Origin of the sequence: Leptonema illini DSM 21528 (assembly GCF_000243335.1) — a bacterium.
Lineage (GTDB): Bacteria > Spirochaetota > Leptospiria > Leptospirales > Leptonemataceae > Leptonema > Leptonema illini.
The window spans coordinates 286,892-301,490 of sequence record NZ_JH597773.1; the positions used below are offsets into that span (position 1 = coordinate 286,892).

18 protein-coding genes are annotated in these 14,599 nt (G+C 52.6%); 10 read left to right on the top strand and 8 right to left on the bottom strand.

The window, feature by feature from the left end:
• The first annotated feature begins 18 nt into the window (after positions 1-18).
• From LEPIL_RS01275 to LEPIL_RS01300, 6 genes are all read left to right on the top strand, one after another.
• Positions 19-2,175 carry an AsmA family protein gene (locus LEPIL_RS01275; protein ID WP_002769167.1) on the top strand — a complete coding sequence of 719 codons (2,157 nt, stop codon included), beginning with the start codon at positions 19-21 and terminating at the stop codon, positions 2,173-2,175.
• On the top strand, positions 2,172-2,534 hold the full coding sequence (locus LEPIL_RS01280) for a hypothetical protein (RefSeq protein ID WP_002769169.1): 363 nt from the start codon (positions 2,172-2,174) through the stop codon (positions 2,532-2,534). The genes LEPIL_RS01275 and LEPIL_RS01280 overlap by 4 nt, the downstream gene beginning before the upstream one ends.
• Positions 2,535-2,682: 148 nt before the next feature.
• Positions 2,683-3,120, top strand: a complete 438-nt coding sequence (locus tag LEPIL_RS01285; protein ID WP_002769170.1) for a helix-turn-helix domain-containing protein — start codon at positions 2,683-2,685, stop codon at positions 3,118-3,120.
• Between the two features lie 71 nt (positions 3,121-3,191).
• Positions 3,192-3,815 (top strand): NUDIX hydrolase, encoded by a 624-nt coding sequence (locus LEPIL_RS01290; RefSeq protein WP_002769172.1) that lies wholly within the window; start codon positions 3,192-3,194, stop codon positions 3,813-3,815.
• A 34-nt stretch (positions 3,816-3,849) separates the two neighbouring features.
• A complete protein-coding gene (locus tag LEPIL_RS01295; protein WP_143464625.1) occupies positions 3,850-4,332 on the top strand; it encodes a hypothetical protein in 483 nt (160 codons plus the stop codon).
• Positions 4,333-4,406: 74 nt separating this feature from the next.
• A complete protein-coding gene (locus LEPIL_RS01300; RefSeq protein ID WP_002769176.1) occupies positions 4,407-5,360 on the top strand; it encodes a hypothetical protein in 954 nt (317 codons plus the stop codon).
• A 263-nt stretch (positions 5,361-5,623) separates the two neighbouring features.
• On the opposite strand, the gene LEPIL_RS01305 is transcribed toward LEPIL_RS01300, so the two are convergent.
• The 8 genes from LEPIL_RS01305 to LEPIL_RS01340 all read right to left on the bottom strand — a co-directional run bounded on the left by LEPIL_RS01305 (position 5,624) and on the right by LEPIL_RS01340 (position 12,043).
• A complete protein-coding gene (locus tag LEPIL_RS01305; protein ID WP_002769178.1) occupies positions 5,624-6,022 on the bottom strand; it encodes a type II toxin-antitoxin system death-on-curing family toxin in 399 nt (132 codons plus the stop codon).
• Complete coding sequence (locus tag LEPIL_RS01310) at positions 6,019-6,243, bottom strand: AbrB/MazE/SpoVT family DNA-binding domain-containing protein (RefSeq protein WP_143464631.1); 225 nt, start codon at positions 6,241-6,243, stop codon at positions 6,019-6,021. Before LEPIL_RS01310 ends, LEPIL_RS01305 begins: the two co-directional genes overlap by 4 nt.
• Positions 6,244-6,630: 387 nt before the next feature.
• Complete coding sequence (locus tag LEPIL_RS01315) at positions 6,631-7,497, bottom strand: hypothetical protein (RefSeq protein WP_002769182.1); 867 nt, start codon at positions 7,495-7,497, stop codon at positions 6,631-6,633.
• A 120-nt stretch (positions 7,498-7,617) separates the two neighbouring features.
• On the bottom strand, positions 7,618-7,962 hold the full coding sequence (locus LEPIL_RS01320; protein ID WP_002769184.1) for a hypothetical protein: 345 nt from the start codon (positions 7,960-7,962) through the stop codon (positions 7,618-7,620).
• Between the two features lie 120 nt (positions 7,963-8,082).
• The gene (locus LEPIL_RS01325; protein ID WP_002769186.1) at positions 8,083-8,820 is read right to left on the bottom strand and encodes a DUF7003 family protein; all 738 of its coding nucleotides are present in this window, start codon (positions 8,818-8,820) and stop codon (positions 8,083-8,085) included.
• 295 nt (positions 8,821-9,115) lie between these two features.
• Positions 9,116-10,237, bottom strand: coding sequence for an SH3 domain-containing protein (locus LEPIL_RS01330; RefSeq protein WP_002769188.1), 1,122 nt, complete (start codon positions 10,235-10,237; stop codon positions 9,116-9,118).
• Positions 10,238-10,330: 93 nt separating this feature from the next.
• On the bottom strand, positions 10,331-11,566 hold the full coding sequence (locus LEPIL_RS01335; protein WP_002769190.1) for a DUF1015 domain-containing protein: 1,236 nt from the start codon (positions 11,564-11,566) through the stop codon (positions 10,331-10,333).
• 12 nt (positions 11,567-11,578) lie between these two features.
• Positions 11,579-12,043, bottom strand: coding sequence for a VOC family protein (locus LEPIL_RS01340; protein ID WP_002769192.1), 465 nt, complete (start codon positions 12,041-12,043; stop codon positions 11,579-11,581).
• A gap of 104 nt (positions 12,044-12,147) precedes the next feature.
• On the opposite strand from LEPIL_RS01340, the gene speE reads away from it, so the two are divergent.
• The 4 genes from speE to LEPIL_RS24155 all read left to right on the top strand — a co-directional run bounded on the left by speE (position 12,148) and on the right by LEPIL_RS24155 (position 14,543).
• The gene (speE, locus tag LEPIL_RS01345) at positions 12,148-13,005 is read left to right on the top strand and encodes a polyamine aminopropyltransferase (RefSeq protein ID WP_002769194.1); all 858 of its coding nucleotides are present in this window, start codon (positions 12,148-12,150) and stop codon (positions 13,003-13,005) included.
• Positions 13,006-13,167: 162 nt separating this feature from the next.
• Positions 13,168-13,698 carry a hypothetical protein gene (locus LEPIL_RS01350; RefSeq protein ID WP_002769196.1) on the top strand — a complete coding sequence of 177 codons (531 nt, stop codon included), beginning with the start codon at positions 13,168-13,170 and terminating at the stop codon, positions 13,696-13,698.
• 60 nt (positions 13,699-13,758) lie between these two features.
• Entirely contained in the window at positions 13,759-14,460 is a 702-nt protein-coding gene (locus LEPIL_RS23265) for a hypothetical protein (RefSeq protein WP_002769198.1), read from the top strand.
• Positions 14,397-14,543 carry a DUF6980 family protein gene (locus tag LEPIL_RS24155; protein WP_425435246.1) on the top strand — a complete coding sequence of 49 codons (147 nt, stop codon included), beginning with the start codon at positions 14,397-14,399 and terminating at the stop codon, positions 14,541-14,543. Before LEPIL_RS23265 ends, LEPIL_RS24155 begins: the two co-directional genes overlap by 64 nt.
• The last annotated feature ends 56 nt before the right edge of the window (positions 14,544-14,599 follow it).

Here is a 14,599-nt window from a genome sequence, read left to right on the forward strand (position 1 = left end):
GGACTGTTTTCCCGAACAATGAAAAAGAAATGGATTCCGGTCGTTCTCCTGTCAATCGCAGCAGCAAGTATCGCAGCATTTTTCGCGACGGCGAAGCTGATTGAAAACCGCATCGTCGATGCCGGAGTAATCAACACCGAGACCCGGCTGATAGAAGAGAAAGCCGGCCTCTCTTTGAAATACGGAAATGCCCATTACGATATCTTTCGCGGTCTCGTTCTTACAGGCGTTCATATCGCCGAACGCGCTGAAAAGGGAGAGAACGTCGTCTTCAGTTCAGGCCAGGCCATCTTTCAGTTCCCTCTGCTTGAGCTGCTTCGCGGCAACGTCACGCCCTCACGCCTGATTCTTATCGAAGGGCGTATGAATCTATCGGGCAAATCCGACCCGCGCAATAGAATAGAAAAGCTCATCGCCTTCCTCAAACACACCTCGCTCGATCTGGAATGGCGAGATGTGCAGATCGACGGCTTGAAAGACAGCGCCGATTTCGCGGCAAAAGACGTGCGGCTTGCCGGCACACTCATCGTCCGAGACATGGAAACGCCCGCGCTGCGCCTTGCCGTCGAATTCCGCGACGACGATGTTTTCAAGATTCAAGGAAGCTGGAAGTCCGCTCCCATGGAACGACTTTTTGTAAGAGTGGAAAGCATGCCGGTGCGTCTGCCCCATCTATGGATGGCGAGCTTTCCCTATCTTCCCGCCGACGCCGATCTGCGCTGGAAAGAAGGCGTCATCAACGCCGAAGGCTCCATCGACCTGACCGAAGAAGGCTATGCCTTTCATCTGCGCGGAGCCTTCAAGCATCTGCAGTTCTCGATTCCCGATACGGGATTCGAGGCGAGAGATCTCGACGGAAGCTTTGATCAGATGATCGTCGGTTCTTACGCCACAGGCATGCTCAATTCGCGACTCAACGTTCGCAATCCTCTGATCGAACATTCGGCCGAACTGGACAGAGATGCGAAAACGGGCGTCGACGAAGCTCGCTTTAAAGGCAAGCTCAATCTGCGCGAAAGCGAAAACCTCAAGCTTCCTCCGTTTGTGAAATCGGCCACGATCGAATACGCCGTCGGCCTACAGATCAGGCGACTTCGCGACCGAGAAGCGTTAGCCCCAGACGTGAAGATCACCATTCGCAATCTGAAAATGGATTTCGGCGATCAGTGGAAGTCGCTTGCTCCCATTCATGTGGATGAGGCGACGCTTGTCGGTTCGAGCCGCATCGCCGTAAATGTTCCTGGTCGTATCGGCACGGTGCCCTTTCAGTTCACGGCATCGATTCAGCCCGATCTGTTTAAAACATCTTCGGATGGCATCATCTTCAAGCATCAATCCGAATTCCAGCTCGATATCGACGAGATGTCGATTGAAGATGCAATCCATCGTACAGGCGTATTCGTTGACGACCTGCGCCGTTACGTAAGCGGCCCCGACGCCGTGAAATCCGAAGACTTCGGGCCCGTTTGGGAGAATAAGTTTATCCAGAATCCGCGCTTTCGCAAATACTTCGAACAGGCGATCATCAACGGACAGATACGCGTTCTGAAAATCAGCGACGCATCGCCCGATATGCCTTCCTCTCTACAGTTCCAATTCAGGCATCGCATCCCTTCGACCGAGCTCACGATGGTTCGTCCGGACGGCTTCAACATGAGCGCCCATTATCGCATCTTCTACGATGCGGCGCTGCCGTCGCATGACGCTCGCTTTGAGGTGAACTACAGCGGAGCCGGCTATCGCAGTCGCCTATTCACCGATCCGGGACTTGAAGTCGATCCTCTTGAATCCCTCGAATTCAAATACACCTTCCAGGCCGAAGGGTTATACCTGGCCGACCTTTATTATAAGAGCCTGACGGGGCTTTTTATCAAGGCAAAGCATGTTCCCGTTCAAAAGGACTATCGCCTTGATCTGCTTCTGCGTTTGATGGAGCTTGATCCCGGACGGCTGCGATACGTGGACTTCGACATCCAGCGTCACAGCTCGGGATCGCTTTTCAAACCGCTTATCGTTCGCATCGACGGCGATGAGGCGTCGCTGATCGGCAACGGCGAGTTCAACATCTACGAAGGCGGCCTGTTGCAATTCAACTACTTCATGAAATCAAACGGTCGACAGAATCGCTTCAGTATTCGCATTCGCCCCGACCAGGTATGGATACCCTCGTCATGAAAAAGATCATTTTCTTAACTTTAACGCTCATCCTTGTTAACGCCTGCAGTCGCCCTTCTGACGTCGACGACCGCTCTGAAGAGTTCGCACCGGGCAAGGAGCTGGCAGGAACGTATGCGCTTCAGCCAGCTTACGTTAACGAGAGCATCGACATCACCGCCGAAGGTAAGGTGCGGTACCGCAAGGCCGACGCAGCGACTCGCGAAGGTCTGGCTTATAGAAATCGATTTCGGTTGATTATTTTTCTTGATGACGAGACAGAACCCACCGGTATATTTATGCTGAATGACCGAAATCCCGAACGGTGGCCAGGCTTCTGGAAGGGAGAGGTGCGGTTCATTCAGTTGAAGGCGAACTGATTGCAAAAAGTGCAGTTTTTTTTATAAAGGATGCATAGGATTCAAATTCCGATGTTTTTTGTCTTCCGGGCCTATGTTGATAGGAATGCTCGGTTGCATAATATGCAAGTTCGCTGCCTTTGAAGCCATTCGTCGACGGGAGACCGATATGGAAACAGGCTACGATACAACGCTCGGGCGCATTGGGGAGCGAATCCGCACGTTTCGAAAAAGTCGGGGACTTCGCATGAAGGATCTGGCCGCCGACCTGCTGGAGCGCCAGGGAGTGCAGATCGGCGAAAGCATGATCTCACGCATCGAAAACGGTCAGACGGAGCTGCGACTCGGGAACCTGCATGCGATCGCCGCCGCTCTGAACGTCGACGTCTCTGAGCTGCTGCGGCTGCCCGCTCCTGACCACCATCCGCTGGGAGTACTCGACGATCCACGGCTGCTTTACAGGGTAAGACAGCTAAGGGCCCTGCTCACCGATGAGCAGATCCGCATCTCCCTCATTCAGTTCATCGATCTGCTTCTTTTAATGGAAGATGAGAGCACAAAGAAGAAGCCAAAGAAGGACTCGGACGACGAAGAAGACGAAGGCTGATTGCTTTTCGCCCGGAGTCATGCTATCTTGTTTCTTATCAGAGCTCTTATAGAGCGCTTCTGATTTGAAACATGAACGCCATACGTAACAGCCTCACCGAACGCCTGAAAGAGCCTCTTCCGGGGCCCGAGATCTGGAAGCACTGGACGTCGCGCACAGATCCGCATTTCACACCTCCCACAAACGCGAAACAGGCCGGAGTGCTCATCTGTCTCTATCAACGAAAAGGCGACATCTTTCTACCGGTGATGATGCGTCCGTCACGCAGCGGCCCGCATTCCGGTCAGATCAGCCTGCCCGGCGGCGCCTTCGAAGGGGATCGCGATACCAGCCTCATCGACACCGCCCTGCGCGAGGCCGAAGAAGAGATGGGGATTCGTGACGTCGCCATCATCGGAACGCTCAGCTCTCTATATATACCTGTGAGCGACTTTCTCGTGCAGCCTGTGATCGGAACGGTCGATGCCGCTCCGGAGTTCCGACCGGACCCGACCGAGGTTGAACGCATTATCGAGGTTCCCGTCGATGAGCTGCTCGATCGCCGCAATCACAGCACGCATACGTTTCAGTATAAAGAACGGACGATCCATGCTCCTGCCTTTCGTGTCGCAGGCGAGAATATCTGGGGAGCGACGGCGATGATACTTGCCGAGTTCCTTCACGTCTACGAGCAGAGCAACCTATCAAGAAACTGAAAAATTAATTTCGATGTTCTGTTTTATGATCAACATGAACACGGCAGAACTCGTAAAGATTTTTCGAACGGCCTATGATACGGCGTTGCCCAAACCTCTACATGACTTTATTGCCGACGAACAATTCAAAGGCATGGACGGAAAGTATATCACCATTGAGGGAAAGAAATACAGATTGAGATTTCTCAGTGATATGCTGGATCGAATGGGAGGCCTCGTCGACCAGGCAATCCGAGTCGCCATCAGCGACAGCACAGGCGGCGAACCGATCGGCTTCTTTGAGGCGATAGCAGGCGACGACGACTACTTCCATGAGATTGCCGTTGTTCCACGGCACAGCGAGAATCGACTCGATAAAAACGATCCACTTCCGGTTTACCTCATCTCTTTTAGAGGTTATCCTGTTGAGTTTGACGAAGACGAAGATGAAGATCTGGAAGAGGAAGAAGATACCTTTGAGTTTCATATTCGCAAAATCAGTGCAAGCTTTGAGCAGTTTCTAAAGCTCGTTCCATGACTCCTCAGCGGATGGGAGCTCTATAAAAAGCCATAAAGCTTGCCTTTCTGAGGCGATGAATGAGGCTGTTCTCTATGAGCAGAGCCCTTGCCATTTTCTTCACGCTATTAATTCTGAATTGCGCATCCGGAGCTTCGCTACAGGCTCATCCTCAAGCTATGAACGACGAACCACTGCGCATCTCGGACGGAAACGGCAATCTCTATGAGATCGGTCCGACGCTTCTGTTCTATAAACCTGTTACAGCGAAGCAGAGCTCGTCGGGCCTGTATTCCGGAGGCGAGCCTGCCGCGCTTGCACTGACAGGGGAGATGCACAGCGCACTGAGAGGGACGATTCATAAGGCCCTCGCCCATAAGTCGGATCACATCTCGAACCGCGAAAAAGGCTCCTATCAGATCGCCATAAGCAAGGAACGGATTATACTGAGGCATGGCAGTCCGTCGGCGGAGGCGCTGCGCACCACCCTTGAACGAATCAGAAAAAGCGCGATTCCTGTGCCGCTTCTTTATAACGTAGAGCGAGGCGAGAACCCATGGAGCGGCATGACTGACACGGCCGAACAGGAAGAACGCAACCGCACGATTTACGCACGTTCGAGCGATGTGCTCAAGGGCTATGAGCCGATCGATGCGCCTTATCTGAAGACGAAAGGCCGTCCCCTGCTCTTTCGTTCGATGCAGAAGAAAGAGGTCGTTGTTAGCGAGGCGGATTTCTCTATGCTCACCCGGCCCGATGTGACGCGCATCACATCGGGCGATGAGGTCGTTATCGGAAGGGCCTTAAAGGGCGAGTTACTTGCTCCTTCCTTTTTACTTCCGTTTTTACTGAAAGGCCAGATCCTTATCAGCTACTGGCATACGGACGCCGAGATCCGGTTAACGGGTGAATCGGCATCGAACGGACGCATCTGCTATGAATTCAAGGGCGAGCATCATTATTACACGAACGAGAAGAACACGGACCCGCTGAGCTTTGCCGTATGCGTTGAGGTGAAGAGCGGGCAGATCTCGGTTGTGGGGAGATAGACAGGCTAACCGTAGAGAGCGTGGGGCGCGAAGAAGAGTAAACCGCAGAGGGCGCTGAGGACACGGAGGGGGAAGGAGAGAGTTGTTGGGGGCGTTATACGTTCACTATTCTTCCAGTTGAGTTCCAGTCACCGCTACGGGAGTTTGTGGCTCGATCAAAGAGTTGTTGTCCACGAAAGACGCGAAACTCGAATACAGGGTTTTGCCGCTCCTTATAAAGCCCTGTATCGTGAACAAAAATACAATATCAGGGTAGCTTCTCGTTAGCCGGGGTTTTCTCTCGCATGTTCAGTAAGCCAGTTCGTCAGTTCTGATTCGTTGAGTTTTCCGGCCGCCAGTTGCAGCATCCTGGCTACGACATCCTCTTCTGTGGCGTCAAAATCGTATCCATTCAAACCGAGAAATACATACATCGCCATGAAAGCAATGCGCTTGTTGCCATCTACGAATGGATGGTTTCGGGCTATTCCATAGCCGTAAGCCGCAGCGAGCTGAAGCAAGTGGACTCTGTCGTCGTAATTGAGGAGATTCTGCGGACGGAAAAGAGCTGACTCCAGCAATCCTTGATCTCGTATGCCATGGATGCCGCCCGACTGATTGATTTGATCCTTGTGGATCGCAAGGATCATCCTTTCGGTCAGCCATCTGATCGATCGCTTCATTTCGCAAGTTCTTTAAGAGCGTTACGATATTTTCGCGCTCCTTTTTCGTACACCTGCATCGCCTGGTCGAAATCCGGATCATACGGAGAGAGCAGGATTCCCGAATCCGTCTCGATCAGGTGCACCCGATCTCCAGGCTGAAGGTGCAGGCGTTCGAGCATGGATTTCGGGATGGTCGCTCCTTGCGAGTTACCGATATTTCGGATTACCGTTTCTTTCACTGCCATGTTATAACAATCGTAATACTGCGACACTCGTCCATCATTTTTTGCGGCGACGGAGGCACTGTGGTCGCCGGACATCCCCTGTTGGATTCCCTCGCTGCCAGTTGAGTTCCAGTCACCGTTATGGGAGTGGCGGCAGGAAGAGGTGAACCGCAGAGGGCGCTGAGGACACGGAGGGAGGAAGGAGAGAGTTGTTGGGGGGCGTTATACGGCGTCAGTATTCTGCCAGTTGAGTGGACGTCGCTGCTACGGGAGTTTGCGGCTCCATCGAAGAGTTGTTGTCCACGAAAAGCATGAAAGACGCGAAACTCAAAAGCAGAGTCATTCGGTTTTCCAGAGCCTCATCCTGTGAATGTAGACCCAAAGAATCTGGATGGCTTCTCGTTAGCCGGGGGAATTCTTTCGTGCTCTTCGCGGAGCTGTTTCTGCATCGACATCCCCGCTTTTGCCCAAGGAGTTCCGATATGTCTTCCATTCTTCCAGGGTGAAGGAGCAATTTCCAGATTGAATCTGTATCATCGCCGGCGCAAAGGCCTCCACGCTCTCCATGGCTGCATGCCAGATTCGGTCCGTAAGACCTCTCCTCTCAAGGGAAACAGAGAACCCGGCCGTCGTCGCTCGACATACGTCAAACAGCAGACCCGGCTTCTTATCGCTCAGGTCGCCAGGATCTTGTAGAAACCAACCCTCGTAATTGACGGAGGGAACACTTGCCACGTCAACCGGTTGCCCACCCAGGACATGCCATGCGAGGTGAATTCCTCTTCGAGCGAACTCACCAACCCAGTGAGCCGGAGCTGGCAGTGGCCTCCGGCTCACAACCACAGTAAACTTCGCTTCGTTTGGCTCTGGCTTCACAAGTTCGACGAATTGGGGAAGCTCCACAACGTGCACGACGCTACATTTAAGCCTGACACTGGGAGGAATGTCTATCAGGAAGTCAATCCCTTCTGCCGCTAGCATCGTATCTAATCCGTTAATGCATCCATCAAAAGAGAACTCTTGCCACTCCGAGTCGAAGTAATATTCCGTGACTCCTTGCGCCAACAACCTGAATGCACGGTACACCATCTCGGAATTCGCCTCGTAAGTGCCCTTGATGGGATAGCCCAGCTCCACAGTTACCGCCGTCGGTACGGCATCTGACTCCAGCCCAGGTATCGGTGTCATGCTTATCACGCGGCCGTCCTGAAAATACGAATGCTCCTGGGCCCATCTTTCCAATTGGTCGTAATGCTCTATCTGCATCATACTTTCGCCTCCGACATCGCGCCTAACGTCATTGAGCCTACGAAGCAGGGAGCGCCCACGGGATTCAAGCGAAGCGGGCTGTCTTCGAGTTGTTTGCTGCTCACACCCAGCTCAGACAAATCAGTTTCCGCCTTCGTAGTAATCTACGTTTAGATTGTCTGCAATTTCGTATGCCCACTCTCGATTTTCCGAGTCCACGTCAAAGAAACAGAATTCCACGAACTGCGATCCTATGGTAACATAGAACGCCCCATCGTCGCCATTGTCCCATGCCAGGCTTCCATCATCAAGTTCTACGACACCTGGGTATGCAGAGCGAATTTCACTAACGAAGGTATCTGTCGGGAATTGCATCAGGTGTGGGGAGCTGGCACCGTTCAATACAGTCCTGCGGATCCTCTCAAGGGAACTATCATTCAGTTCTTTCCCCGGAACGAGATTCCAGAAAACAACTCGGAACGCCATGGCTTTTCCTCCTCAAAAAAAGCATACGGCAACACGATGCTGCCCGGAACATAGAGAGCACAGCCTCTAATCTGCTGTTAGACGCGCTAAGCCGATTCTTTACAATCTTGCATTGAACGCTCAAAGAGTACCGCCATCTGGCCAGTTTTTCCAATGCGTATTCGGCGGCAGTGAAGGCTTATAAACTTTTAAGTCTCCACTGACAAGGACTTCAGCAAGCTGCTGGAACGTTTCAGACACACCTGGCCGGTGACTATCATCCGCCACATCCGGATGATTCCATTCTTCAAGCTGCATGACATGTTCAAGATTCAGCGGTATATTGTAGCGACGCTCATCAGGCGTTGCCATAACAAGCTCTCTATAGTTGGCAGCGAGTAACCGGCACAGTTCAAACGTATAGATCTGATTGGGATCCGTCAAAGATACGTCGGCAACTGCGTAATCTGGACGCGAAGGTACTGGAATTCTATGGCCCCGTATCAAGATATCTCCACCATGATTATTGACAACCTCCCAGTCATCTGGTTGCATCCAGTGACCCTCTTCAATCGGAAAAACGAATCGAGTCTCATTGTTCGGATTGGCTTCAATATAATCTCTAAAAGCCGAATGGCTCACAAATTCGGATTCGCGTTGCCGATTGAACAAATTGCTGCCAAAGGTGGCAATCTGAGTATGAGGGATTCCAGAACGCGGTGAAAAACCAAATACTTCTACGACAATTGCCCAATCGCTTGCAGAACGATACAGCGAGAGCCGACTGGCAGCAAGATATACGTATCCATTGTCAAGCATGGGGAATGTGAAATTGTCACAGCAGCGATCCAGGACATTCAGAATTTCCTTGCTATTCATTGCTGTTGACCTTTGAAACCGCTGTCCTGGCAATCTATGGGCATACTGCGCCTAACTCCCATAGTATGCCCTCACTCAGCACACTGAGCAGCAGTCATACGCGCAATCCTCCCTTGTTCCAGAAATTCCGTCCATCATTTTTTGCCGCGTCACAGGCACTGTAGTTCGATCGCGGGAATGATTCGATTAAAATCAAGGGATACTTGATGCCAGAAGCTCTGCAGGCTTGCCCGGGCCTGCACTGCAAGCGAAGCCGAGGAGCGGAGCCTTTAGCCGTAAGTTATGCGCCGTTCTGTTACGGGCATGCTTCAGCAACAAAGCCCTCTCCATACAGTCCGCCGATTCTGAGTTTTTCGTCTGTAAAAGAATACGTGTACGGCTCGTTCATCTCTCGAAGGTAAATCTCATGGTATCGCTCACCATTCATGTTGATTTGTTCAGGGAAGACAAACATGGAATTGCCCGTTGTCGGCCTGGCATCCAGCCTGGAGGGCTGAAAGAGAAATGGAAGCTTGCATAGATTGAGAGTACCATCAGGACCGCGCCAGATGTGCCGGAGATGATCAGGAATACCTGTAACCGGGGCCTGTTTCTGGAATTCCCCTGTATCATCGCCGATCGACAGTTTGATTCGATCGAGACCCGAAGGTCGAATTTTGATTCTAATCGGAGGTCCTTCGTAGCACATGAATAACAACCCGTCCATTTCGTATTCACCGTTTTCAAATGAAACGTTTTCGAAGCCCTTAATTTCGGAGCGGGACAATTGAAAAGACCATTGATCGGAATAGCAAAGAAGCAGTAAGCGCCCTTCGGATAACCAAGCCCCTGAGAGTTGATTCAGAGCGCCGCATTCGTGATTTCCTGAAAAGCGCGGAAGAGTGCCGGAAATCAGCTGATCGTAGTATTCCTGTGTCCCGGCAGAGAAGGAGTAAATCCACCCTTCTGGGAAGCCCGGTGAACGAATACGAAGCCAATTGCCCTTTTTGTCCAATTCCTCGATCCTGATTCCCGCTGGAAGATCCACGAGGGCTGCCTTTGACTTCCACTCAGGTTGCGCGTACAGGGGAACTCTATCAAGCGTAATCCAGGATGGACGGGCTTTTTGAAAGTAGTCATCTACGGATTTCGCATAGCCGCCAAAAATCCAGCCCGATTGACGACGGGAATTCTGAATTTGATACCATTTCGCAGATATCCCGTCGATAGTATCCGCCGGACCGATCTGCTGAATGAGAACCTTTTCCCCTTTGCCGGCCAGTCCGACAACCGCACCAGTCAGACTCGGACGTTCCCGCATGCGGAGCATGGATGCTGTGACGATGAAGGGATTACCGACGGTGTCGTCTTGAACAGGCCGCGGACAATCACAAAAAGTCAACGAGAATAGGACCAATAGAGCAACTCTGGCGTACATTGTTTTCCCCGTAACAGAATGGTGTACAACGATAGAGTTTCCACGATAGCCAGCTTCGCTGGCACTATCCGAAGTTGACCAACTCGCCCCCCCTCACTCCAGTGAATTCACAAAGAACCCCGTGCGCAGCTTCGGCTCGAACCAGGTCGACTTCGGAGGCATAACCTCTCCGGCATCGGCGACAAGAAAGAGGGCATCGATGGGCGTGGCATGCATCGAGAAGGCGACGGCCCACTCGCCCGAGTCTACCTTGCGCGTTAACTCCGCCTCGCCGCGAATGCCGCCGACAAAGGCAATGCGCGACGATGTGCGCGGATCATCGATGCCAAGGATGGGCGCCAATACCTGATCCTGCAACACGGCAACATCAAGGCCTTTCAGCACATCGGCGGGTACCTGATTCGGCCGGAACTCATACCACTTCTTATCGATATATACGTCGATGCGATGAAGGTCAGACTTCGTAGCTGTGCGCTCCGTCAGCGAACCGAGCTTGCGCAGAGCAGCGAGAAAATCCGAAGGGGCCAGGCCGTTCAGGTCTTTGACGATGCGGTTATACGGCATGATATGCAGCTGCGCCGACGGAAAGGTAACGCTTAAAAAATACTGGAAGGGCGACAGCTCGGTGACGGGCTGCCCGGCAGACGCAGCCTGTTCGCGGCGCTGCAATCCGACGCGGACGGTCGATGCCGTGCGATGATGACCGTCGGCTATATAAACGGCGTCGAGCTTGCGATAGAGATCAAGCAGCTCGGTTTGAACGGCGCCCGGAGCGATGCGAAAGATCTCATGCCGCACGCCGTCATCGGTCGTGACGTCATAGTCGGCCGGACGCTTCGTCTGTTCGGTTAAAATCTCTTCGATGCGCGGAGCGGCCTCGGAGCGATAGGCGAAGAAGACGGGCTCTGTGTTGCAGCCCGTGCGGTCGATGTGACGCAGGCGATCCTCTTCTTTGTCGGGCCTCGTGAATTCATGGCGCTTGATCCGGCCTTCGACGTAGTCGTCGATATGCGAACGTCCGGCGATGCCCGTCTGACTGCGACCGAAGGCCGTTAACCGATAGAGATAGAGCGACTCGGCGTTATCACGAAAGAGCAGTCCGGCATCGATCCACTTCTTGAGATTTTCGGCGGCACGGTCGTAGATGACGTCGGCATGCGCATCCTGCTCGGGCGGGAACTCAATCTCTGATCTGATGATATGAAGGAACGAATCCGGCCCTGCCATCGCCCGGGCCTCTTCCGTATCCATGACGTCATACGGAGGACAGACGATGGCCGAAGCCTTCTCCTTATTCGGAAGATACGCTGCAAAGGGCTGGAATCGCATGCTATACCTCGTTTAACCCAGATCGCGGATGACGTCGGCCGGAGCCTGTACGAGCTCGATCAAGACGCCTTCGCCTGAGAGCGGGAACTGTTCGTTGCCCTTCGGATGCATGAAGGCTACCTTGTGGCCGGCTGCTCCGACGCGGATGCCGCCCGGCGCGAAACGCACGCCCTGCTGCTCAAGCCACGATACGGCCTTCTCGATGTCGTCCACCCACAGACCGATGTGATTGAGCGGCGGAATATGCACCTTCGGACTTTTCTCGGGATCAAGTGGTTGCATGATGTCGATCTCGACGGCATGAGAGCCTTTGCCGATACGCAGGATGTCTTCGTCGACGTTCTCTTTCTCGCTTTTGAAATCGCCGGTCTTTTCGAGACCGAAAAGCTCGACCCAGAGCTTAGAGAGACGGCCTTTATCGGGTCCGCCGATGGCGATCTGCTGAACGCCCAGTACACGAAAGGGTTTGGTTTGCATGACACCATGGTTTCCGTTTTGACCTCTGCTGTCGTTTATTTTTCGTGGTGATCCGCTTCCCTCAAGGGTGATGCGCCATTCCAGCTTCTAACGAGGAGAATGTCATGAGTCTCTGGTTTATCGAGAATCTCGAAATTGCCGACGATCTGAAGGCACAGGTTCAGATCAAAAATCGTCTTCATACGGAGCAGAGTCCGTTTCAGAAGATCGAGATCTTCGAAACGACCGGGCTCGGACGTATGCTCACGCTCGACGACGTCATCATGTGCACCGAGTACGACGAGATGGCGTATCATGAGATGATCGTTCACGTGCCCATGTTCGCCCATAAGAATCCCGAGAAGGTTCTTGTCATCGGCGGAGGCGACGGCGGCACGGTGCGCGAGGTGCTCAAGCATCCCGGTTTAAAGCACGTGGACATGTGCGAGATCGACGAGCGCGTCGTTCGCGTCAGCGAACAGTATCTGCCGTCGTTCGCATCGGAGCTCGGGCATCCGAAGGCCGCTCTGCATTTCAAAGACGGCATTCAGTGGGTGAAGGATCGCAAGAACGAATACGACGTTATCCTCGTCGACTCAAGCGACCCTGTCGGTCCGGCCGCCGTTCTTTTCACCGAAGAGTTCTTCGGCTACTGCCGCGACTCGCTGAAAGAAGACGGCATCCTCGTCAACCAGGCCGAGAACTTCTACATGCACCGTCCGATCATCAAGCGCATGCTCGGCTTCGGGGCCAATCTCTTCCCTATCAGCAGCTACTACTTCACCGTCATCCCGACGTATCCGGGCGGTCAGATCGGCTTCACCTTCTTCTCGAAGAAGTACACGCCGTTTGAAAATCTGGAGGCGCGCACATCGGGCGATCTCAGCGGCTTTAAGTTCCGCTACTGGACGCCTGAGATCCATCGCTCGGCCTTCCAGCTCCCTCGCTTTGTGCGCGATGACTTCGGGTTGAAGCAGTATTGATTCTGTTCTAGCGGGCGTTCGGTGAGACGGGCGCCCGGTGAAGCCGAAGAAAGGGGTTAACCGCGGAGGGCTCTGAGAGCTCGGAGGAGATCCGGATAGGGGTTGGCGGGAGTACGAAAATTGACTCGCTATAGTTTAAAGCCGGTTGACCACGGAGGGGGGATGAAGCGCATCTCATATATAGCGATCGCTGCTTTCATTTCGCCGCTGGCCGCTACTTTGCTGGCCGTATTGGATTTATCTCTACAAGAGTTTGTAAATCAATTCTGGTTCGATATTGACATCCTTGACAAAATAGCATGCGGCCTGCCCTGGTATCTGCCGTTCTATCTTTTCTTGATCAGCCCTGTCGTTTTCGTTGCAACAGTGCTTGCCCTGAACATCAGCCACCGCAGCAGCCATACGCATCGCATTCTGGCAGGAACGCTGTTTATTGCTCTCCTGATCGTCAGTCTCTTATTTGTATTCCAGGGACCGTGTACTCTCCTGTACAGGCTTGCTTCTGCGATCTTACTGTTTTCTGGAGTCTATCTATTGCGCCCGTTTCGATTCCTGTTTGGTGAAGAAGCCGGTTTCCCGAGTCGGCCGTTTTCAATACTCTTCATAATTCTGATTATAGTGGTTATATTACTCTTCTTAATTGCTCCCAATATCGAGCACTGTATTAAGGGAAAGTGCTTCGGTGCATTGTAGGCGCCCCTTACAAGAACACGTTTCCCAACACCCATCCTATGGAGGTCGAGGTCTGAGATCATGTCACACTGGAAAATCGTAGACGACTATTTCCGGAACAACAACGTGTCCGGTGCCATCTCATACCTTAATGGATTCCTTTCCGCAAACAATGCTCAGCAGTTTGGCAGTATTGTCGGCGCGTCGTTTACAAATCCGCCTTCCTCGGTTCTCGCAGAAATAAACCGTTTTATTGAGGCTAACGAAAAGCAATTTGACGTAAAAGCTGTTTATCTCGAAATAAACGGCTTCGATATCAACCATGAGCGCTGGTATTTCGATCTTTTTGCATACTCCAGCTACTCTGAAAACGTCGACGACACCGAGTGGCTTTGCAACTGGCAGTCAGATCAATGGCCTGAAATAGATCTGACAGGCATGACCTCCGCTCAGGAGGCTTTTGCATGGTATCACAACGAGCGCATCTGGAAATCACAGCCGGAACTCAAATCTGTCTATGAGGCATCCATGCTTCTGATCACGGCAAAGTTTGCTCAACTCATTGGCACAGCTTTAGAGGCCGGCCATCTTTTCAAGGCCATTCCTGTCCTTGCAACAGCCCATGGCTTTGAGTCGCTTGTTCGGTACGAGCCATGGCACATCACTGTTGTGAGCCCATGGCTTATTGGGCAAATTTCAAGTGTGCTGACCACTCCGATATCTTTTCATGTCCGGACAGCACCATCTTTTTTCAACCGGAGTCCAGACGATACGGACTTATAGTACACGATGGCGGCTCTTCTTTTATTGAAATTCAATTCTGTCCCTGGTGCGGTTCATCACTGCAACAGGTCCGTCAGGAATGAATCCTTGGAACCCGTGACCCAGACGTTTTTCTTAACCCTGCCTTCCCTCCGTGGTC